The organism is Hwanghaeella grinnelliae (assembly GCF_004005845.1).
GTDB lineage: Bacteria > Pseudomonadota > Alphaproteobacteria > UBA8366 > Aestuariispiraceae > Hwanghaeella > Hwanghaeella grinnelliae.
Genome location: NZ_SADE01000001.1, coordinates 726,944 through 748,515, shown reverse-complemented (window position 1 = coordinate 748,515; position 21,572 = coordinate 726,944). Strand labels below are relative to the sequence as shown.

At 59.0% G+C, this 21,572-nt stretch carries 16 protein-coding genes and 1 tRNA gene; 8 read left to right on the top strand and 9 right to left on the bottom strand.

The window, feature by feature from the left end; all coding sequences use genetic code 11:
• Positions 1-22 precede the first annotated feature (22 nt).
• Positions 23-2,419 carry an efflux RND transporter permease subunit gene (locus EOI86_RS03320; protein ID WP_127763706.1) on the bottom strand — a complete coding sequence of 799 codons (2,397 nt, stop codon included), beginning with the start codon at positions 2,417-2,419 and terminating at the stop codon, positions 23-25.
• Between the two features lie 125 nt (positions 2,420-2,544).
• Here EOI86_RS03320 and EOI86_RS24460 point away from each other — a divergent pair, with 125 nt between their 5' ends.
• Together EOI86_RS24460 and EOI86_RS03315 are read left to right on the top strand one after the other, a co-directional pair.
• Positions 2,545-2,718 (top strand): hypothetical protein, encoded by a 174-nt coding sequence (locus EOI86_RS24460; protein ID WP_153811688.1) that lies wholly within the window; start codon positions 2,545-2,547, stop codon positions 2,716-2,718.
• Positions 2,719-2,727: 9 nt separating this feature from the next.
• A complete protein-coding gene (locus EOI86_RS03315; protein ID WP_127763705.1) occupies positions 2,728-3,387 on the top strand; it encodes a TetR/AcrR family transcriptional regulator in 660 nt (219 codons plus the stop codon).
• Here EOI86_RS03315 and EOI86_RS03310 read toward each other — a convergent pair.
• On the bottom strand, positions 3,375-5,345 hold the full coding sequence (locus tag EOI86_RS03310) for a PAS domain-containing sensor histidine kinase (protein WP_127763704.1): 1,971 nt from the start codon (positions 5,343-5,345) through the stop codon (positions 3,375-3,377). The two genes, EOI86_RS03315 and EOI86_RS03310, sit on opposite strands and share 13 nt — an antisense overlap.
• Before the next feature lie 176 nt (positions 5,346-5,521).
• Positions 5,522-6,664 (bottom strand): chemotaxis protein CheW, encoded by a 1,143-nt coding sequence (locus EOI86_RS03305; RefSeq protein WP_127763703.1) that lies wholly within the window; start codon positions 6,662-6,664, stop codon positions 5,522-5,524.
• Between the two features lie 192 nt (positions 6,665-6,856).
• On the opposite strand from EOI86_RS03305, the gene EOI86_RS03300 reads away from it, so the two are divergent.
• The gene (locus tag EOI86_RS03300) at positions 6,857-7,525 is read left to right on the top strand and encodes an alpha/beta family hydrolase (protein WP_240035563.1); all 669 of its coding nucleotides are present in this window, start codon (positions 6,857-6,859) and stop codon (positions 7,523-7,525) included.
• A 215-nt stretch (positions 7,526-7,740) separates the two neighbouring features.
• The gene (locus EOI86_RS03295; protein WP_127763702.1) at positions 7,741-8,016 is read left to right on the top strand and encodes a ribbon-helix-helix domain-containing protein; all 276 of its coding nucleotides are present in this window, start codon (positions 7,741-7,743) and stop codon (positions 8,014-8,016) included.
• Positions 8,017-8,102: 86 nt separating this feature from the next.
• On the opposite strand, the gene EOI86_RS03290 is transcribed toward EOI86_RS03295, so the two are convergent.
• Complete coding sequence (locus EOI86_RS03290) at positions 8,103-10,961, bottom strand: AsmA family protein (RefSeq protein ID WP_127763701.1); 2,859 nt, start codon at positions 10,959-10,961, stop codon at positions 8,103-8,105.
• 162 nt (positions 10,962-11,123) lie between these two features.
• Between EOI86_RS03290 and EOI86_RS03285 the strand changes: the two genes are divergently transcribed.
• Positions 11,124-11,330, top strand: a complete 207-nt coding sequence (locus tag EOI86_RS03285) for a DUF4169 family protein (RefSeq protein WP_127763700.1) — start codon at positions 11,124-11,126, stop codon at positions 11,328-11,330.
• 21 nt (positions 11,331-11,351) lie between these two features.
• Here EOI86_RS03285 and EOI86_RS03280 read toward each other — a convergent pair whose 3' ends face one another.
• From EOI86_RS03280 to EOI86_RS03270, 3 genes are all read right to left on the bottom strand, one after another.
• A complete protein-coding gene (locus EOI86_RS03280; RefSeq protein ID WP_205032149.1) occupies positions 11,352-12,725 on the bottom strand; it encodes an FAD-binding oxidoreductase in 1,374 nt (457 codons plus the stop codon).
• A gap of 216 nt (positions 12,726-12,941) precedes the next feature.
• The gene (locus EOI86_RS03275; RefSeq protein ID WP_127763698.1) at positions 12,942-15,128 is read right to left on the bottom strand and encodes a methyl-accepting chemotaxis protein; all 2,187 of its coding nucleotides are present in this window, start codon (positions 15,126-15,128) and stop codon (positions 12,942-12,944) included.
• Between the two features lie 228 nt (positions 15,129-15,356).
• A complete protein-coding gene (locus tag EOI86_RS03270) occupies positions 15,357-15,776 on the bottom strand; it encodes a SufE family protein (protein WP_127763697.1) in 420 nt (139 codons plus the stop codon).
• Positions 15,777-16,054: 278 nt separating this feature from the next.
• Here EOI86_RS03270 and EOI86_RS03265 point away from each other — a divergent pair, with 278 nt between their 5' ends.
• Both EOI86_RS03265 and EOI86_RS03260 read left to right on the top strand, forming a co-directional pair.
• Entirely contained in the window at positions 16,055-16,849 is a 795-nt protein-coding gene (locus EOI86_RS03265) for a hypothetical protein (RefSeq protein WP_127763696.1), read from the top strand.
• A gap of 212 nt (positions 16,850-17,061) precedes the next feature.
• Positions 17,062-17,150, top strand: a tRNA-Ser gene (locus tag EOI86_RS03260).
• An 88-nt stretch (positions 17,151-17,238) separates the two neighbouring features.
• Here EOI86_RS03260 and EOI86_RS03255 read toward each other — a convergent pair.
• Positions 17,239-19,713: a methyl-accepting chemotaxis protein gene (locus tag EOI86_RS03255; RefSeq protein WP_127763695.1), complete on the bottom strand. Its 2,475-nt coding sequence runs from the start codon at positions 19,711-19,713 to the stop codon at positions 17,239-17,241.
• Positions 19,714-20,050: 337 nt separating this feature from the next.
• Between EOI86_RS03255 and EOI86_RS03250 the strand changes: the two genes are divergently transcribed.
• A complete protein-coding gene (locus tag EOI86_RS03250; RefSeq protein WP_127763694.1) occupies positions 20,051-20,803 on the top strand; it encodes an SDR family NAD(P)-dependent oxidoreductase in 753 nt (250 codons plus the stop codon).
• Here EOI86_RS03250 and EOI86_RS03245 read toward each other — a convergent pair.
• Positions 20,793-21,392, bottom strand: a complete 600-nt coding sequence (locus tag EOI86_RS03245) for a DJ-1/PfpI family protein (protein WP_127763693.1) — start codon at positions 21,390-21,392, stop codon at positions 20,793-20,795. The genes EOI86_RS03250 and EOI86_RS03245 overlap by 11 nt on opposite strands.
• Positions 21,393-21,572: the final 180 nt, after the last annotated feature.

Here is a 21,572-nt window from a genome sequence, read left to right as displayed (position 1 = left end):
TTCGTGATAGAAGTTGATCCGGTTACTCGGCGGCCTGGGCCAGGGCGGCGTCCGGTACATCCTTACGCTTCCGTCCATCCACGAGGATCAGGATGGCCGGCAGCAGCAGGAAGTCGGCGAACAACGCCATGACCAGGGTGATCGCCGTCAATTGACCGAGCGCGGAATTGATCTGGAAAGAACTCAACGAGAGGATGGCGAAGCCGGCCACCAGGATCGCGGTCGTGACCCACAAGGCCGTCCCCACGGTGGAAAAGGCATACCGCACCGCGCCTTCCGCATCCTCACCGTTCATCACCCGGGCGCGCCGGTACTTTGATAGGAAGTGCACGGTCGCATCGACAATGATGCCCAGACTGGTGGCGGTGACGACGGAGGACGCCAGGCCGATCTCACCCACCAACACCGACCACAGGCCAAACGCCATGATCGGCGGCACCAGATTCGGCACCAGGCTGATCAAACCCAGCCGGAAGCTGCGCAGCGCCACGACAAGCGATGCGGAGATGAGCAGAAAGGCCAGGCCCGTGCCGAGCAGCATGCCCTCGATATTCCGTTGGGCGATATAGGCGAACATCACAAACGGCCCGCTGGCGTCCAGCTTGGAACCACCCGCCAGACGCTGTTCCAGCCAGGACTTCGCTTCATCATCTAGTGCCCGCAGCTCGTCGGTTGTGATGTTCTCAAGCGTCGCGACGATCCGAACCGAGGATTTGTCGACGTTGATCTGGTTGTTCAGGTCTAGCCCGTAAGGCAGCGACATTTCGAACAGCAACAGGTACTGGGCGGCGAGGTTCTTTTCGTCCGGCAGGGCATAGTAAGCCGGGTCGTCGCCATGCATGTTCTTGTTCAGGCGCTTGAAGATATCCGACAGTGACTGAACATGGACAACCGCGTCCCGCTCCCGCAGCCAATCGGTGAAGTCCGAGACGGTCTGCAGGTAGTACGGATCGCTGACCCCACCGGATTCCCCAGCTGGCAAGGACCATTGCGCCTGGTAGATGCCGCTCAAATTCTCCATCGCATAATCCGTATCCCGGCGAAATTCGATGGAGCGGTCGAAATACTTGACGAACTGGTCGTTCAACTCGATCCGCGGCACCAACACGCCAAGCACCACCACGACACCGGTCATGCCGAACAAAAGGGCTTTGCGATTGCCGATGACGAAGCCTGCCAATTTGTCCATGGCGGTCGCCGTCTCCTCTTCCCGCGGTTTTACCCGCACGGGCAAGATCGCCATGGCGGCCGGCAGGAATAGGATCGAATAGACCCAGGCCGCCGTCACCCCGATTGCGGTGATGTTGCCAAGATCCCGGAACGGGGGCGCATCGCTGAAGTTCAGGCTGAGGAAACCGATGACCGTCGTCAGACTGGTCAGGAAGACCGGTTGAAAGTTGATCCGCAGACTTTCGACAATGGCTTCCCGTTTCCCCAAGCCCTGGCGCATGCCGCCAACCATGGAGACCAGGATGTGTATGCTATCCGCGATCGCCAATGTTAGGATGATGGTTGGCGCGATGGCCGAAGGCGGTGTTAGTTGAACACCCAGCCAACCACTGATCCCCATGGCCGTGACAGCGGAAAAAGCGATCACCAGCAACGTGGATATCGTTCCGCTGATGGACCGCAACAGCACGACCATGACCAGCAGCAGAATACCGTACATCAATGGAATAAGGTTGGTCATATCGGCTACACTTGCCTCGGTGAAGGCATGGTTCAGCGCGACCGAACCGGTTACCGCGACCGTGACGCCGGGGTAGGTTTCCCTGAATTCCGTCGCCAATGCCCGGGCATGCTCCATAGCCGCCGGCACTTCCAGCTCCGTCTCCAGCGGCAAGGTGACGGTCACGTTGACCGAAACCGTATCCGCATCCGGAGAAACCAGCCGGTCGACGATCAGAGGCTCGGACAAGGCGGTTTCCCTGATCCGGGTGATGTCCGCTTCATCCAATGGCGTGTCGAGAGGCACAAGGTCCTCGACGACAAGGTCGTCCTCGCCAGCCGCATAGCTGTTCTGGAAATTCGTCACGCTGTCGACCCGCGTCGTATACGGGATCTGCCAGGCCTTGTCCGTCAGGTCGCGGACCGCCGCGAGCAGTTCCGGCGTGAAGACGTCACCGTGATCCGGGTGCAGGACGATCGAAATATTATCCTCACGAATATAGGTATCCTGCATCGTTTCGAACGCTTGCAGTTGGGGATTGTCCTTACTGAAGAAGACGCGGTAGTTGGTGGAAAAGTCCAAGAATTGACCGCCGAAGCCGGCTGCCATTGCGCCGATGAAACTGAGCAACAAGATGATCCATCGAAAACGGATCACCCAATTCGCGAAGGCGACAACCGCTGTGTCGCCCGCATGCTTGGCCCTTTCGGCACCAATCAAATTTTCCTTTAAATCTTCCCTGGCCGACATGTGAAGCCCTTCCCTTGGCGATGCCGCCGCCCATTTAAAATTGGCGGACAAGTACACTACACGGTTTCGTTTCTATAAACTAACCCGTATAGTTTACTTTACAAGACCTACCATTGGAAAATTTTGTGACGATATTATCCGTGCCGGTCCTGGCCGCGTATGACCCTGTTGCGAAGGCGATCACCGAAACAGCGGCCGTTGGGCCGCCGTTTGCCGACCAATGTTATGACGGAAAGGAAATGCCGATTTGCCCAATCCCGGTGCTATGGCTACTGATGCGGTCAGCCGAGTTGGTGTAGGATACATTTATGTTTGCAACTGAATTCAACGATCTGCCGCCCCGCTCCCAAGAAAAGCACTTGGCCATTATCGACGCGGCGAAGCAGCTATTCCTGGAAACCGGTTTCGGTCCGACCAGCATGGACGCCGTCGCCGAACGCGCCGGTGTGTCCAAACGAACGGTCTATAGCCATTTCGAATGCAAGGAAGCGCTGTTCGACAGCATCATGTCCCAGATGTGCAGCGTACTTGGCGCGGCCATCCAGGAACAGATCGACGTGATGATGGCAAAGGCCGAAACGGCGACCGGCCCCGATCCGGAAATGGCCGAGATGTTGCAGGTGCTGGGTTGCCGTTTCCTGACCTTGATCTCCGATCAGACGGATGTGGCCCTGTTCCGCATCATCATCGGGGAAGCGAGCCGTTTCCCGCAATTGGGCCGGGAATTTTTTGAAAAGGGGCCCAAAAAATTAACGGAACAATTGTCGGTCTATCTTGCCCGTCAGCACGAATTGGGAACGCTTGACATTGACGACCCTAACCAGGCTGCCTGGCACTTCCTCGCCATGGTGAAAGACCCGATCCATTTGAAGCTTCTGATCGGGCTTCAGGACACGCCAAGCCAGAAGGAAATCAAAGAGATTGCGGAGAAAGGCGTCGACCGTTTCCTGAAAATTTATGCAGTCTGATTGACCACGCAGTTTGCCGGCAAGGTGACGATGAAGAGGGTCCCTTTGCCTTTCACGCTCTCACAGGCGATATCGCCGCCCAGAACCGACCGCACCACGTTGTAGACGATCGACAGCCCCAGTCCTGTCCCGCCCTTGTTCCGCCGCGTGGTAAAAAATGGCACGAAGGCCTGACCGGCGGTTTCCTGATCCATCCCGACGCCGAAATCCCGAAAGCGGATTTCGACACCGTCATCGGAAAGCACCGTCGTGATCTTTATCCGGCCACCCTCGCCTTCCGGATAGGCGTGATGGACGCAATTCATCAGGATATTTGTCATAACCTGAGCCAAAGGACCCGGTTGAAGACACAGGGTTAGATCGGCCCGGCAGTCGATTTCAATAGAAATACCTGATTTTCGTAATACAGGGGCGACACTCAATTCAACGTCGCGAATATAGTGCTCTAACTGCACATCGCGTGTTTCCAGATTGGTTTGATCGACGGCGACCTGTTTCAGGCTTCGTATCAGGCCATCCGCGCGCGCCATATTGCGCAACATCACGTCCGACGCTTCGTCAATGACCGACATGGATTCGGTCATGCCGTCCCGCGTCAGCGTCCCTGCCCCAAAGTCTTTCTGCAATTGATCGACCTTGTCCCGAACCAGGCTGGCAGCCGTAACCCCTACACCGATCGGCGTGTTTATTTCATGTGCCATGCCGGCGACCATGGACCCAAGCGAGGCCATCCGGTCCGATTCAATCAGCAGGTCGGTCGTTGCCTTCAATTCATCCAGCGTTCGCGTCAGCTCGGCATTCGCATTTTCCAATTCGGACGTGCGGTCGCTGACCAATCGCTCCAGTTCCACATTGGTGTCTTTTAGCAAACGCTCGGCTGCACGTTGATCCGTCACGTCGATATTAAACAAGCCCAGGCCAAACAATTCGCCATCATCGTCCAAAATCGGGAATCGAAGAATCCGCACGCTTCGAGTTGTCTCGCCAACATAGGGTACATCGCGTTCGATTTCCCCTGGCTCCCTCGTGCGGAGAACTTGCGCGTCGAGTTCTATGGAGTCTTTCGCAGCTTCATATTCCATGACCTCGTCGAGACGACGCCCGATGATATTGGTTCCGGAGAAGGGTGGCCATTTGTAGAGCTGCGAATTCACGCTCAAGAAGCGACCGTCCATATCTTTCATGGCCGCCGGAAAGGGGAGTGCTTCGAAGAAGTTCTTGAAAATGAACGCCTGTCGGTCTCTTTCACGCCGAAGCGCCTCGAATTCATCCCGGGTTGCCTCAAGTTCCGTCATATCGACGTTGATGACAGCGATACCGACGATTTCTCCTTCGGCGGACCGGATCGCAAAACGCCGCGACAACAGCTTGATCCAGTTTCCATACGGGCCTTCGATTTCAAAGAACCGTTCGGTGGATTCGCCCGTCTTCAGGACACGCTCGTCTTCCTCCTCGATTTTCGGAAATTCAGCGCTGTAATCCCTGTTCCATGAAATTTCGTCGAAGCGCTTGCCAAGAACATCCGCCGGGTCCCAGCCGAACCAATCCCCCATCGTCTTATTGACCAGGATATATCTGTGCTCCTTGTCCTTGACCAAGAAGTTGGCCGGCATCGAATCGATCAACGTGGAGAGCAAATCGTATGCGACCAAAGCCTCCTCAGGCGTAAGGCGGTCGCCTACGTCGTCATGTTTCGGCCAGAATTTTCTATTCCCCAATAACAACACGGCAGCCGCGGTGAGAATCAGGGAAACACCCAACGCGCACCAAACCGCTGCGGTCAGGTCTCTCGCCACGAACCAAATGACGGACGTCAGAACAGTGACGGAAAGGCAGTAAAAGGCGGCATACCGACAAACCCCACGCCCCAAGGGCCCATATGGGAACGCGGCCGTCGTTTTATCGTCGACCGCGGATTTTCCGGTTTGTACCGATTTGAATTCAGGGAGGTATTCCATGCCTGCGCCAAACCCTCTACTGGATCACGGCACCATCAGAGTATCAGATTCATCTGATGTAAATAGGCATCCCGCGTCAACGTAAAGCTGCAGAGCGCCGGCCGAGTAATATTTCGGACGAACTATTGCCAGCCAGCGTTTTTTCCCGGCACTGGCCGGCCCGGCCCACGATGAGATTAATGCGTGACGGTTTCGTTCCTGAGGCTGTCGATCAATTCCAGCACATCGTGCACGGCCGGTGCAGGGGCACGATCCTTGGACAGGACTTCATTGGCGTGCTTTGCGACCGCAATGAAGTGATCGTCATCCAATCCTTCTTCTCGGGCGAGGAGTTGAAGCACCACTTTCAAATCCTCGACACTGTCCGAGGATTTACCGCCTGTCGCTGCCAGGCTGTAGGATTTGAATGCCGAGGCAATCGCCCATGTATCCTGACCTTCAGCGAAATGATTCAGAATCGGGTCCGCCATCACCAGGTCGAACAGCGAACTTGCATAGGCCTCGACTTTGGCTTCGCCGCCCAACCGGTCGACCAAGGCGTCGCCCGCCTGCTTCGGCCCTGCACTAGCTGGTTTTGGGGCGTTCGCCGGTTTCGGGGCGCTGTCCGACTTGGATGCACTAGCCTGTTTCGTCTCCCGCTTCTTGGTATCCGTGTCGTTGGCAGGGGCCGAACTGCGGGCGGAGGTCACCCCACTTTTCGCATCGCCGCGCGGTGCGGATCCGTCCTGTTTGTCTTCAATCGCTTTGGCCTCGGCGGCTGCCGGGCCATCCTCGTCCGTGCTGGCGCTTTTCTTACCACCGGACGCAGCTTTCAACACACGGCGCCGGCGCGTGCGGCGGGGCGTCTTCATGATTGTCTCTTCATCGAGGATCCGGCTGACGTCCAGCACGACGAGAAGATTGTCTTCCAACCGGAATACCCCGGAACAAAGGCGCCGCATATTCTCGTCCAGCGTCGCCGGCGGCTTGTCGAAATCACGCTTAGGCAGCGAGCGGACATCGCCGATCGAATCGACAAGAAGGGTATAGAGGTCGCCCTTGTGCTCGATCGTCACACTCATCTGACGGCGGGCATCTTCTTCCTTCGCGCCGAGAAGTTCACGCAGGTCGATGACCGTGACGATACGTCCGCGCAAGTTCAATACCCCCGCGATCGCGCTGGGCGCACAGGGCACCGGCGTGATCTGAGACGGCTCAACGATGTCCTGGACCTTCAAGATCGGAATACCAAACAACTGATTATCGACCATCATGGTGACCAGCTGCTCTTCGTCGATCATGGTCAATTCGGTGCTTTCGGCGACAACCAAATTGGACATTCTAATTCCTCGCTTCGAACGCTTTCATGGAAACCGAGACGCCAATTTCGGTCACGGCAGCCATGGTTATTATCTGAGATACCCCATTGGCATCTCGATCATATTCACAGACAAAGGTTAACGGAGCATTTACGGAACGTACAATTTTACCGCAACCGGCGACGATCCACAAACAACGGCAAGAGACGGCAAGTGACAGAGTACACACCACCCATGGATTTTCTATCGACAGGCCCCGTACAGAGTTCCACCGTATTGATTCTGGCGCATGGCGCAGGCGCGCCGATGGATTCCCCTTTTATGAATGCCGTTGCCGATGGCGTCGCCACGGCTGCCATCCGCTGTGTCCGGTTCGAGTTTCCGTACATGGCCGGGCGTCGTCACGGTGGTAAGAAACGTCCGCCGGATCGACAGCCCGTCCTGTTGGATCATTTCCAAAAAGTGATCCAACAGATTTCGGAGACCGCGCCCAAGGGTGCTTCTATTTATATCGGTGGGAAATCGATGGGGGGGCGGATGGCCACCCTGCTGGCGGCGCAAGCCGTTGAAAAACCATTGTTCCAGGCCGTTCTGTGCTTGGGGTATCCGTTCCATCCGCCAGGCAAGCCTGAGAAGACACGTACCGATCACTTTCCCGAAATTTCATGCCCTGTGCTTGTCTGTCAGGGGGACCGCGACCCTTTCGGTACCAGGGCAGAGATTGAAAACTACGCCCTGCCTTCCCATGTGCAGTTTTGCTGGCTCCCGGACGGAAATCACGACCTAGCCCCCAGGGTAAAGTCGGGATACACCAAGGAGGAAAACTTGGCTGCAACGATAGCCGCCATGGTCGATTTCATGGAACCGGATCAGCCGCGTTAGCAATAACGATGTTTTGTCAACAGTGGTTAACATAGTCGGTTCTGAGTGCCACTTCTAGGCCTCGAAAATGCGACTTTACTCACCATTCGTTAACCAATCAGCGGTACAACGATGCCAACAAGTTAACGCGAGCCGACTGACGTCACTTGTTGTGGAGTCGCATTAAAAGTCGCCTCGTGGATTGGCCACTTTTAAACAAGAATTGGAAGAAAACTATGCACGGTATTGTTCATGAATTTGCGCCCGTTGAAGACACCGTCTCCACGGACACCTCTGTTGATCCTTCTGAAATTAAGAAGCGCTCGGTCGTGATTGCGGGCCATCGCACCAGCGTCTCCCTGGAGAACATCTTCTGGGAAAGACTTCGCGATCTGGCCGCCAACCGTAGCCTTTCGGTGAACCAACTCGTTTCCGAAATCGACAGCAAGCGCACGGGCAACCTGTCCAGCGCCATCCGCACCTACGTTCTGACCGCTTCGCTGGTCGCTTGATTGGTTCACCGGGCCGGGCATTGGCCCGCCCGGTGACTTCGGCCTGGTATCCCCGCCACGGCCACCAGACTTAATCAAAATTTGCCCTAGTTCTTGGAAGGAACGGCCCCTTCGAGCCTCAAATTAGGGGCTTTGGCCGGTCCCTCCGCTAATAGACGCGCAAATTGCGGCGCGTTCTCAGCTTTCCGAAGAACCAATTCAGCGGACAGGTTAAGGTCGGTCAGACCGAGACGTCCGGACAGCTCCAGGACACCGCCCGTATTCCCACGCAGGGCCAAATCCCGCGCAATCAGGGCCCCGTTTTCCAAGACCAACGCGCCCTCGATGGAGGCAGGCTCGGAAAACCGTTCGCGCAAGGCTTCCCGAACGTCGCTGACTTGACGGACGGTAACGATACTGGATCGGGACGGCCCGACATCGATCGCCAACGCACCTTCCATATCGAACCACCCGCTATTGAGGGCAGCCATCGCGCGCCAGTCGCTTCCGGTAGACTCCCCCTGGCCACGGATCGAGATCGAGCCCTTCAGGCCGATTGGACCGTCCAGGTCGGCAAGATGCCGGTCGACCTCAAGACCATCCAGCGCCCCGGTTATCAGCAACTGTTGCAGCCCGTCTGCGCGGCGGCGCAGGCTGCCGCTCAAATTAAGGGTGCCGCCGTTCAAAGTGCCAGAGAGTTTTTCCAACTGATAGGCCTCTGCCGGGAAGGTCAAACGCCCAGCCAGCCCCGAAAGCTCCAAGCCATAGGCTTTCATATCGCCCGACAAGATATCCAAGGCCGGTTCGCCGGCTTCACCGCGGGACAACGCCGCGCCAAAGGACAGCGCGCCATCGTCCCCGTTTGCCTGGAACACCAATGGCGCGTCGTCTGAAGCCGGCCGATAGGATATATTCAGCGCCGTCGGCCCGATGGACCGCAAAATTCCGGCCACGAAATCCGGCCCTTCCAACAACGCAACGACTTGGCCCATATCCGCCGACTGCCCCTCGAAGGCAAGGAAGGTCGAGTCCGCATCGCCGACAACCGACAATTGGCCGCCAAATTGACCCGATACGCCAGCGGCATCCCGGAATGTGATTTCATTGATGGTCACGACGCCGTCCTTCAAAACCAGATTGCCGACGACATCGTTGAACGGCACTTCCAGGGCGACGGCGCGCCCGATACGCAAATCGAGAGACGCATCGAACCGCGACCATAGGCTGGGGCCCTCCACTGTCCCCGCCCCGTCCACCGCCTCCGCCGCATCACCCGTCTGTCCCGGTGGATTGTCGGCGCCGGGTGCCGCCCCTTCCGAATCGGGCGGCGCATAGACCGAACGATAGGCATCCAGGTTGATATGATCGATCGACACCCGCAGGCCCAATCCCGGCCGCCGGCGCAACGCAACCGCCGCCGCGGCGCTGGCCGTCACCCCGTCCAGTTCGACGGCGGCATCGATGATATCCAGCCGGCGCGGCCGCAGACTGATGCCACTGACCATCGAGAACCGGCGCAGGCGGTCCGCCGACACATTGGGGATGGGCAGGCCGGCCCAGTTCAACAAGCGACGCAGATCGTCTGCCCGAAGGGTCGCATTCCCCTCCAGCAATGGTTCAGGCCCGGTCATATCCCCGAAGCCGGCGATCGACAGGTCGGTGCCCCCCGGAAGCTGCGCACTAAGTTCTTCCAAGGTTACTGTCCCGCGGTCCACCGTTCCGCGCACGGTGATCCGCCGTACGATCGTATCGCGGAACCGCGCACCCGCCACGGACAGGTCCAGCGAAACATCGGCGGGCAGCGTCCCGATCCACGCCATCAGGTCCGGCGCCCCCGGGGAGGCGGATGGGGAGGCGAATGGGGAGGCGGATGGGGTGGCGGACGGGTCGGGCGACGCATTCGCTGGCCCATCAGCGCCCGTCGGCGCGGCGCCTGTGCCCTCTGCATCTCCGCCCGGGCTGACGAACCCATCCAGGTCGAGCCGGCCGGCACGCAAGGCGAAGTCCAATTTCGGGCGTCCCGACCACTGGGCGGACGCCTCGCCTGTAATGCTTAACGCATCCGTATTTGCGGACAGATCGGTCACCTGCAGTGTAGAGGCGGCCCCGTCGAGGGCGAAGTTTCCGTCGACCCGAAAGTCGCCGCCGGAAGCGGCGATTTTTGGCGGCAGAGACATCCCGGTCAGAGCGGCAATTGAGGCCATGTCGCCGCCATTCACCGAAAACCCGCCCGCCAGTCCGACTTTCCCGTCTTTCATCGACCATTCGCCGACAACACGAAGCAATGACGCATTCGCCTTGTCGGTAAGCGTGAAGGCGATCGGCGCTGACGCCGCTTGCTGCGGTGGCGCCACACGCATCTCCAAATCCAGGTCCCGGCCCTGAACGCGGCCGGACAATGAAACCGTCATACGGCTCCCGACAGCGGCATTTTCAACTGTGCCTGAAACACGCTCGATCAGGAATGCAGCAGCGTCCGGGTCGGACCGCGCCATGGTGAAGGTGCCATTCCGGATTTCGATCTGTTGCGCCTCCCGCCGCTGCGGACCGCCCAGGGAGGCCCCCTCGGACCGGCCGTCATCGCCCTTCACCGGCGCGGCACGCAAATGGCCCAACAGATCACCCGACAGGGAAACGACCGGTTCGACCAAGGCCAAGCTGGTCAAGGTAACGGTGCCGCGCAGCAGATCGGAGAATTTGAACCGCGCCTCTGCCCAACGCACGGTGGCAAGGTCGTCCGCGCCGGCCCGATCAAGGACGCGTATACCCCCTGCGGTCAGCTGCGGTGTCGGAAACAATTCCGCCTGAATGTTGCCGTCGATCACAACGGGAAAGCCGATTGCCTCTTCCGCGATCGCGGCGATTTCCGGCCGATACGATTGCCAGTCGATCAATCGCGGCAACAGGACGGCAGCGCCGACAATGCCCGCCAGAACCACCCCTGCGACGATACCCAGCCACTTCATGCCGATCCAACCATTCCCGTCAAATCCGTATCTCTATGCCCAAACGCGGTTTCATCACCAAACGAAGATTCATCCATGATACAAACGGTTCTCATGGGCCGGAACATGCTCTAAACCATGTCCACTGGCCACGAAAGAACTGCAAGAGATACAGGCCCAACCATGGGAACAGTAGTGAACCTGCGCAATCACCGGAAGCGCAAGGTGCGGGAAAAACGGGAAAAACAGGCTGATGACAACCGCATCCTGTTCGGTCTTTCCAAACTTGAAAAAGAACAGAGTGCAGCGCGAAAGTCCCGCGAGGACGGCCTTTTGGACGGCAAGAAACGCGATGACAGGCCCGCGGACGGTCCGCCTGAAACCGCGTAGCGAAAATCAGCCTGAAACCGGTTAGAGACTGACCATCTTCCCCGGATTCATAATGTTTTCCGGGTCGAAAGCCTTCTTCACCTGCCGCATATAGCTGACCGCATCGCCATGCTCGGCAACCAGGAAATGCTTTTTGCCCATGCCGATGCCGTGCTCGCCGGTGCAGGTGCCCCCCATGGCGATGGCACGGTGGTTCATCCGTTCGATCAATGCCTTGCAGCGGCCCAATTCTTCCTTGTCGCCCTCATCATAAAGCAGGACGAGATGGAAATTGCCATCGCCGACATGACCGACGATCGGCGCGACGAGGCCGGATTCTTCAATATCTTTCTTCGTGTCCAGGATAGCCTCGGCAAGTCGGGAGATCGGTACGCAGGCATCCGTCGCGATCCCTTTCTTGCCCGGCGCCAGCGCCAAGGCGGCGTAATAGGCATCGTGCCGCGCCTGCCACAGATGTGTCCGGTCTTCGGCCTTGGCGGTCCATTGGAAAGCGCTTCCGCCCAGATCGTCGGAAATAGCCTTCACCTGTTCCGCCTGCTCCGCGGCGCCTGCCTCCGTGCCGTGGAATTCGAAGAACAAGGTAGGCTTCCCTTCGTAGCCTTCCAGCTTCGAATAATCGATGCAGGCTTGCATCTGCACATCGTCCAGAAATTCGATACGCGCGACCGGAATGCCCAACTGAATGGTCATGATCACGGTATTCACCGCGGATTCCATATCCGGATATTGGCAGACCGCGCTGGTGATCGCCTCGGGTATGCCATAGAGCCGCAATTGAACTTCGGTGATGATCCCCAGCGTGCCCTCGGCCCCGACGAATATCCGCGTCAGGTCGTACCCGGCGGAAGACTTCCGCGCACGCCCGCCGGTTTTGATGATGCGTCCATCGGCCGTAACCACGGTTAACCCCATCACGTTTTCACGCATCGTCCCGTAACGAACGGCATTGGTGCCCGAAGCCCGTGTTGAAGCCATACCGCCGATCGACGCATCGGCCCCCGGATCGATCGGAAAGAACAGTCCCGTGTCGCGAAGGTGTTCGTTCAACTGCTTGCGCGTGACCCCGGCTTGGACCCTACAGTCCAGATCTTCGTCGTTCACTTCGACCACCGAGTTCATCTGGGAGAGGTCGATGCAGACACCGCCTTCGACCGCTGCAACATGACCTTCCAGCGACGTGCCCGTGCCGAAGGGAACGATCGGCACGTTATGCAGCGCGCAGACCTTGACCGCATCGGACACTTCTTCGGTCGTGTGCGGAAAGATGACCATATCCGGGGCGCGGGTCGGGAAATACCCCTCACCATGGCCGTGATGATCCCGCACCGACGCCGCCGTGGTGGCGCGGTCGCCGAACAGCCGTGTAAGCTTGGCCACGACCGGCTCTAGGTTCATGTGCCGCGCCTCAGGCGCATCCTGCTGGGTTCCGGCGGCTTCAGCGGTCATGACCTGCTCTCCATCCCTTAAATGCGGGCGACCTAGCCGCCCTTACAAAATTTTGCGTGTCCCATACCATATAGGGCGAAAGGGCCCATGTGAAAATGCAAAGCGCGCAGGTCTACCGGACGTATCCGGAAAACCCGCGCGCAAATGCTCGGTAGAATCAGCCGATCAAGCCCGAACGGAAGACACGAAACGGTCGATTTCCTGGTTCAAAGCGCCTGAAAGCTCGGTCATCTCCGCTGCATTTTCGAGCAACTGACCGGCCTGTTGTCCCGCCGATTCCGAGGCTTCGGCGACACGGTTCACGCTTTCGGACATCTGGGTGGAGGACTGGAAGCTTTCAGAAACGCTGCGGGCAATTTCCTGTGTGACCGCGCCCTGCTCCTCGACCGCCCCAGCGATCGCACTGGAAATGCTGTCGATTTCGGCCACGATCTCACCGATGCCCGAGACGGCCTGTACCGCCCCTTTCGTCGATGCCTGCATGGTCGCGATCTGTTCCGCAATCTGGTCCGTCGCCTTGACTGTCTGACTGGCCAGGCTTTTCACTTCATTTGCGACCACAGCAAACCCCTTGCCCGCGTCACCGGCCCGCGCCGCTTCGATCGTGGCGTTCAAGGCAAGCAGGTTGGTCTGCTCGGCAATGTCGGAAATGATGCCCAGGATACTGCCGATCTCGTCCGCCGCCGTCGACAGTTCAGAGATTTGCCGGTCCGTACTATTGACCTCGGCCACCGCACGGCCGGCGATTTCCACCGATTTACTAACCTGTTGACTGATTTCGCCGATGGATGCGGCCATTTCCTCAGTCGCGGAAGACACGGTCTGCATCGTGTCGTTCATCTGGCTCGACAGGCTGGCCGCTTCTGTCGATTCCTGCTTCGAAGTCCCGGCCGAGGCGTTCATGCCCTCTGCCGCGCCGCGAACGATGGACGACATTTCGCCGACCCGTTGAACGATACCGCTGACGGTTTGGTCAAAATTATTCGCCAAATCGTTCATCGCCGTCTTGCGTTCCGCCGCTGCCCGGTCACGCTCGACCTGTCTTTGTTCAGATGCCCGCAAAACCTCGCGAGAGTTTTCCCGGAAGACTTCCAGGGTCTCCCCGATCGTCCCGATTTCGTCGGTGCCACCCGCTGGGATATCGGTGTCTAGGTCGCCATCCGCTATTTTGCGCATCGAAGCGACCATCGCGGTCAAGCGCCGGACCAGGTTCGCATGGACGAAGAACCAGGCTATGGCCGCCGCGACCACAACCGCAACGATGCCAAGCGCAATGCTGAGCATCTTGGTGTTTTCAACGGTTACGAGGGCCGTTTCGCCATCCTGCGCGGCGCTTTGCCGAGCCGCGGTCACGATCCCGTCCGCTTCGGTTAGAAGGCCTTTCAGCAACGCTTCCTGCTTGGTCAGTAGCGCGTCCGCTTCCTGCTTCAGTCTTATTTTTTCCACGACCACGGCAAACAGACCGTCCGTCGTGTCGCCAAGTGCGATAAGCCCGTCGAGCACTTCCTTCAAGGCCGGCGCCTGCGGGCTTTCGTCAAATTTAACCAGAACGGCCGTCAGTTTGCCCAGCACAGCCAGGTATTCGTTGGCGCTGGCGACGACCTCTTCCTCGGTTGTCTCGTTCACCGCGCGGTTCAGAATGCTGACGGACTGAGTGAGGCTCGACTGAAGGTCCAGAGAGGCCCGAAGCGGCTGCAACCGCTGCATGATAAGGCTTTGTCCCGCATCGATGATTTCTTCAACATCAGCGTTCGCGCCTTGCTCGTCGGCCATGTCGTACATGGTATCCGTCGCTGAAATCACATCGACATTGGCCTTGGTGACCAGCGGCGGAATGACCGACAATCCTTTCTCGGACAAGGCCTTTATGAGGGCCACCTTCTCGGCGATGCGCTCTTCGACCCCGAACCGCGCGCGCACCCCGGCATCCACCGTGGTAAGGAGGGCACGAAGTTCCGCGACACTCTGTTCAAGCGTCGTCGCGCCGATCTCAGCTACCCCCGCTTGAAGATTTTGAATGCCGGTATCGAGCGCCGAATAGGCCGCCTGACGGTGTTCGTCATTACCCGCAAAGGCCAAGTCCGGCATGCCCGCCGCCACCCGGTTCGCGCCGACAACAAGTTCGGCGGAATTTACGATCTTGGGGACGCTTTCGCCGACCGTCTGTTCGAACAGGCCGCCAATCCGGCCCACATTGAACCAGGCAAGGCCGGACACCACCACCGTCAGCAGTGTGCAGACGGCAAAGGCCCCCATGAGTTTCGCTGCAATACCGACGCCTTTACGCTTGCCGGAGGCACCGTCATTTTCGTTTTGATCTTCGGTCTCGTGGACCTGTTCGTCGTCAGACATCGTTCCCCCCTAGGAATTGTTCCGCCTCGGTCGTGCACCCGTCTGAGTGCCTCTTTTCCCGGAACCGACGTTCTTTGAAAACGGCGCGATCGCACCGTCAGGAGAGGTACGCTAAACAGCATTCGTTAACGAAAAGGAAACAACCAAACATGCAAAACAACCCGGCCAAGGCATCATTTCGGCAGCAAACCGGGGACCGGAAAACTCAAACAAAAATGATTTTCAGGCCTAGTTGGCTTCAGCCGCGATTTTCTTGATACGCTCCACCATCGCAACCAAACCGTTACGGCGGTTCGGGCTCAAATGCTGGTCCAGGCCGATACGGCCCATTACGTCGAGCGCGTCGGTTTCCAGAATGAACGCGGGCGTTTGCCCGTCATAAAGTTCCAGCAGGATGGCGATAAGGCCCTTCACGATGAAGGCATCGGAATTGGCGCGGAACCGCAGAACAGGGGGGGCGGCGGCCACGTCCTTTTCGCAGACCAGCCAAACCTGGCTCATGCAGCCGCGCACCTTGTTTTCCTCGACCATCTCGGACTCGGGCATCGGCGGCAGTTTTTTGCCGAGGTCGATGACATAGGCGTAGCGATCTTCCCAATCATCGAAGAACTCGAAACTCTCGACAAGTTCGTCCACGGTCATGGTCATGCTGAATTCCAGTCTCCGCCAATGCGTCGGGCCAGGGACATAGAAGCCCAGCCGATACTTAGCAAGCCCCGCAAGGGTGGCAAGGGCCGGAGAGGAAGGGGTTCAACGCTCCACTCGGCCCACGATCTTCCCCGGGATTTGCTTTGCCGGCCAAGCGGGCCCAGATATCCTGTGGACTATACCGAACGCAAAACCACGCCATTCGCGATTTGACAGTTTGAAAGGTCTTTCCCTTGCATTTCCGCTCAGTATTCAAGCTCCTGGCGGTGGTCTCCGTCTTGAGCGCCACCCAATTCGCCCCCCCGGCCATTCACTCTGCCGCCGCGCAGGATGAAAAGCCGGTCCGCGTCCAGATCAACGATCCGTCCATTATGACAAAGGGCCTGTATCTGGACCGCCTTAGGGCCATTCTGGGCGAGGATTTCGCCTATATGCAGGGCGAGTTGAAAAGCGTCAGCGATGAGATGCGCAACACGGTGCGGGAGCAGGCTTTGCCCGCAGACGACTACGCCCAGGAGTTCATGTCGGCATGGGACGCTTTGATCGCAATCGAACTTCAACGCGCGACCATCCTCGGCGCATTCCGGAACGCGCCCCCGGCGCAGCAGAACCAGCAGCTATCGCTGGCCCAGCATACGCAACACAATCCGGACGGCACGACAACGACACTGCCGCTCCACATCGCGCAGATCCTGAATGTCCATATCACGCAATTCGCCCACGAACAGTTGGGCACAATCGACGCGCCGATCCAACTGCCGGGCAAGGTCAGCGTGGCAGCCGCGGCCGATTGCGGTCTTCCGGTGGGAGATTTCGACTTAGCCCAGGACGGAACCGCGTTTGAAATGACCGACGACGCCCAAGTTCAGTATTTCGGCGTCGTCAGCAGCACGGAAGTCTGGATGTGGGCGAATGTGCAGCGGTTCGCGACTATAGCGACGGATAAGGGCCTTTCCATCCAGGCGCCGGATGCGCCCGGCCTGGTCCTTCGGTTGGTCCCTCAAGGCGCCGGATATGCCGGCACGGAATTATCCGACGCGGCCTGCACCGCTTCCGTCGCGCCGGCGACGTAATGCGATGTACGGTGATTGAAGGCAGGGGGCAAAGAACGGCCGGTGCGTCCTTTGGACCGTATTTTTTGCATCGCCGGGGACGGCATCCGGGCATGCCGGGATTCAGCCCCTGAAATCGGACCGGAATCGGATTGACATCACCCGCCGTCACCCTTAAGCACGCGGCTTACCGCTCGACACCCCGCCCAACCCGGCGGACGGTGTCATGGCTTGGAGAGATGGCAGAGTGGTAATGCAGCGGATTGCTAATCCGTGACCGTCTTAAAGCGGTCCCCGGGTTCGAGTCCCGGTCTCTCCGCCATTTTTCCTAATCTGCTTATCCCTTACCGCTTAAAGGCTTCACATAAGCATGACGGGATAGGGCTTGCGGACGCCTGCACAGATCCCACCTAACCGGCGCGGACCTGCTCGAGGAACTTGTTCATTTCCGCGCGCAAAACGTCGGACTGTTTGGACAACTCCTGCGACGAGGTTCGGATCTGCTCCGCCGCCTGCCCGGTTTCCGATGCAGCCGAGGTCACATTGTCGATACTGGCGGAAACCTGCCCGGTCCCCTGCGCCGCCTCGTCCACGTTGCGGGAAATTTCCTGCGTCGCGGCCCCTTGCTCCTCGATCGCCGAAGCAATCGTGGACCCGATCGAGTCGATCCGGCCGATCGTCTCGCTGATCTTTTGTATGGCCTGCACGGAATCCCGTGTCGCGGATTGGATGTTTTGAATCTGGCCGCTGATCTCTTCCGTTGCCTTCGCCGTTTGCGTCGCGAGGCTCTTCACTTCCGAGGCCACGACCGCGAAGCCCTTGCCGGCATCCCCCGCGCGGGCCGCTTCGATGGTAGCGTTCAGAGCGAGCAGGTTCGTCTGCTCGGCGATATCGGTGATCAACGCGACCACTTCGCCAATCTTGTCGGCGGCCCGCGCCAGATTTTGGATCCGGTTATCGGTGTCGCTGGCGTCCTGCACCGCCTGCGCGGCAATCTGCGAAGACTGTTGGACCTGTTGGCTGATCTCAAGGATCGACGCGGTCAGTTCTTCCGAGGCGGACCGCACCGTATTCACGTTATTCGACGCATCGCCGGCGGCCGAGGCAACGATGGCCGATTGCTGACTGGTATTTTCCGCCGCACCGGTCATTTTCTCGGACGCAACCTGAAGGTCCGACGATGCCGAAGCCAAGGCACGGACGACGCCGCCCACGCCTGCATCGAATTCATCGGCCATCTTGTGCATCTCGGTCCGGCGTTTCCGCTCGGCTTCCTCACGCTCCTTCGCGGCGCGTTCATCGGCCAGCCGCGCATTTGCCAATCCGTCCTTGAAGACCAACAGCGCCTCGCCCATTTCGGCGATTTCATCCTTACCGGTGAAATTGATCTCGGTGTCGAGATCGCCATCGGCGACGGCCCGCGTCGCCTTGGTAAGTTCATCCAACCTGCGGCCGACATTCCGCCCGACATACAGCCATGCGATGGCAAGCGCCACCAGAACGCTGACCGCGACGATGACCGTCAACAGGCTCTTGCTGTTATCGAAAGCGTCAGCAATCGCTTCATTGCCGGATCGAACCTCGGCCCTGGCGCCTTCGACAATATCGTTTACGGCCGCCGAGAAGGCCGCCGAAACCTCGCGAGCCTCTCCCAGCGCCGCCGCGGCCCGGTCTTTTGCAGCAAGGTAGGATTGGCGCATCTGAACGATGCCGCCCTCCCCTTCCGCAAGGCCGTTGAACGTCTCGGCGACGGCTTTGAGTTCCTCAGCGAATTCCTTGTTCTGCAATTCGCCGATCTCGAACAAGGTTTGTCGTATGGCCAGCAGCAAAGCTTCTTCCAACTCCGCGATCTGCCCTGCGTCATTCAGGTTGGCAGTGGTGCTGAGCAGCCCGGCCGCGCGGTTCGCATTGGCCTCGATCTTAAGCAGCGTCCCGACCTCCTTCACCAACGTATTGACCAGCGTCGAACCGCGTACCGAATTATCGATCATGAATTGCTGCATGGCGTCTGCAAGTTCCTTGGCCAATGCCGCGCGCTGCTCTTCAATCTGTGCCCGCATCGGCCCTTCCCGATCGAGCAGGGCGACAAGGTTGCCCGCGCCCATCGTCGCGACGAAGCCTTCGACCGAAGCGGCAAGGTCCGGATATTCATGCTTTTTCGTCAGTTTCGCGACGGATGCCGCCAACGCCTCGGAAATCGCCGTCCGATTATCGTCCGGCGCCCCCGTGGCGACCATTGTGATCGCTTGGCCAATACCGGACTGAAGTTCATACAGCGCAGTCAACCGCGGCAGGTCTTCGCCCGTCAATTTGTTGACCGCCTGCACACCGCCGAGACTGAGTCCCGCCGACCCTTTGCCAACCTCCGCCTGAGCAGCGGCGAGGATGGGGGCGATCTTCTCAAGCAAAGTATTGTGGACTTGCGCCACACCGATTGTGGCGTCGCGCAACTTCGACTCTGCGGCAAGCCCGGCATTCACCTCGTCGTGCAGGGTGCTGATCACAGTGCCGAAACGGTCGACCAACCCGGTCAGCTGATCTTGTCCGCCCCCGTTCCCCGACAGCGCAGCGAGCCGCCCGATCAATTCAGTAATGCGGGATAGCCTGCCCTTGAGTTCCGCTTGGATATTGTCGCTGTCCTCGATGCTGGTCGCCGTCGACAGGCTGGGCGCAGCAGCGGAAAGTTCCGCGCTTCCCCGCGCCAATTCCAGCGCCGTTTCCATCGTCGGTATAGAGCGTTCCGTGACCGACGAAAAACTGCTTTCAACTGTATCGAAACCCTTCAATGCGACGACGCCCGCCGCGATCGTCAAGACAGTCACGGTGCCGAATGCCAAGAATAGTCGGCCCTTGATCCGGTCCAGTCCCCCGATGCGCCCCACCATTGCATTTCCTCCTAGTCGGCTGCGGCGTGCTTCCCCAAACCGTGTCCGACTGTCGATTGTTGTTCTGCTTTTTTGTCCCAATCGTTACAGCGCGCCAAAGTGCAGCGATTATTCTAAAGTACGAATCTTCTAATTAATTGTAAACTTTTCAATGAAGTTATGATGAAACCTGCGGTATTTTTCTGTCAGCCCCTTTGTTTCCGCGCCAAACCCTGATTTTCGTAGAGATATCGCGCGCCACGCAGATACCTGACATCCCTTGCGGGCACGGATAGTCTGCCGACAACGCTCCCATTAAGGGTATGCGAAGCCAGAGCGAAATGCCGGGGAGAGGAACATGGTTGGTATAGGGTCGTCGGTCGCTATTGTGACCGGCGCGGGGCAAGGCAATGGGGCCGCTATCGCGCGGGGTTTGGCTGAATCCGGCGCGGCCGTCGCCCTGGCGGATATCAACGAAGCGGCGGTCGCCGCCGTGGCGCAGGACATTGTATCGGCCGGCGGGAAAGCCTTCGCGCAGCGCTTGGACGTTACGGATGCCGATGCCGCGCAGGGCTTCGCCAAAGCCGCGTGTGCCGCGTTGGGACCAGCCAAACTGTTGGTGAACAATGCAGGTGTCATCCACCGCACGCCGATCGATGAAGCGGCGCATCCCGACGATTGGGCAAAAGTCTTCGCCGTAAACGTGGACGGCACACGGCATATGGCGCGCGCCTTTCTGGAGCAGTTGATCGAAACGAAGGGCAGCATCGTCAATCTGGGATCGATCATGTCGGTCACATCGGGGCCGGGCCTGACGGCCTATGCCGCCAGCAAGGGCGCAGTCGGCCAATTCACCAAGGCATTGGCCGCCGAATTGGCCCCCAAGGGGGTGCGTGTGAACGCGCTGCTACCCGGTGTGATTGCCACGCCGATGACCCAGGCGACCCGCGACAATCCCGACGCCATCGCCCGGTTCCTGGCGCATACCCCGATGGGCCGCGTCGGCGAGCCCGAAGAATTGGTCGGCCCGATCCTCTTCCTCGCCTCCGACGCCGCCAGCTACGTCACCGGCGCCCTACTGCCGGTGGATGGGGGGTATCTTACGCTTTAGAAAATGACAGACCGCCCCCAATTGCACTTGCGGAAGCGACACATCTTTCCGCAGCCTCCGCATTGATCAAACGGTCGAGAATCCAACGCGAAAGGTCGACACCGGCCAGGCAACCGGCGGCGGTCGCGATATTGTCTGCGTCATGCAGCACGAAAGGCTCTTCCACCGGAACCGCCCCCAATTCGCGCAGATGGCCGACCGCCGTCGGATAGGTTGTTGCCGTGCGGCCCGCCAGCAAACCGCTCGCCGCCAGAATCAACGCGCCCGAACATTGCGAGCCGACCAATTGCCGTTCCGGATCCAGCGCCAGCGTTTCCAAGTAGCCCTCATCCTTCATCAAGTTTCGGGTCAACGGGCCGCTGGTATGGATGACCGCATCACAGTTGCGGGCCTCCGCCACACGGCCATGCGTTTTCGTCTCCAACCCAGCGGCGGAGAGGTGCATTGGTGCCGTGCCCAGGATTTTCACCGACCATTCCCGGGACACCATGTCCGGAAACATTGTGACGGGCCGGTTCAGCAAATCCCAATGCAGGAAAAGGTCTATGTCCGTAAACCCGTCGAAAATCACCAAACCGATCTTCGCCATGCCCCTACCCTCCGTTTTCCGCCAGTTATAGACTGAGGGCACGGGTTGCCGGCGGCAACCGTGTTGTGACCGGGACCGTCTCGACCGCCTTGCACGCCCTATTCCCCATGTGCTGCACTGCGGTCAACAAATCAGCATTCGTGCCCCACGCGGGCAGCGCACGAAGCAAGAAATCGGGAT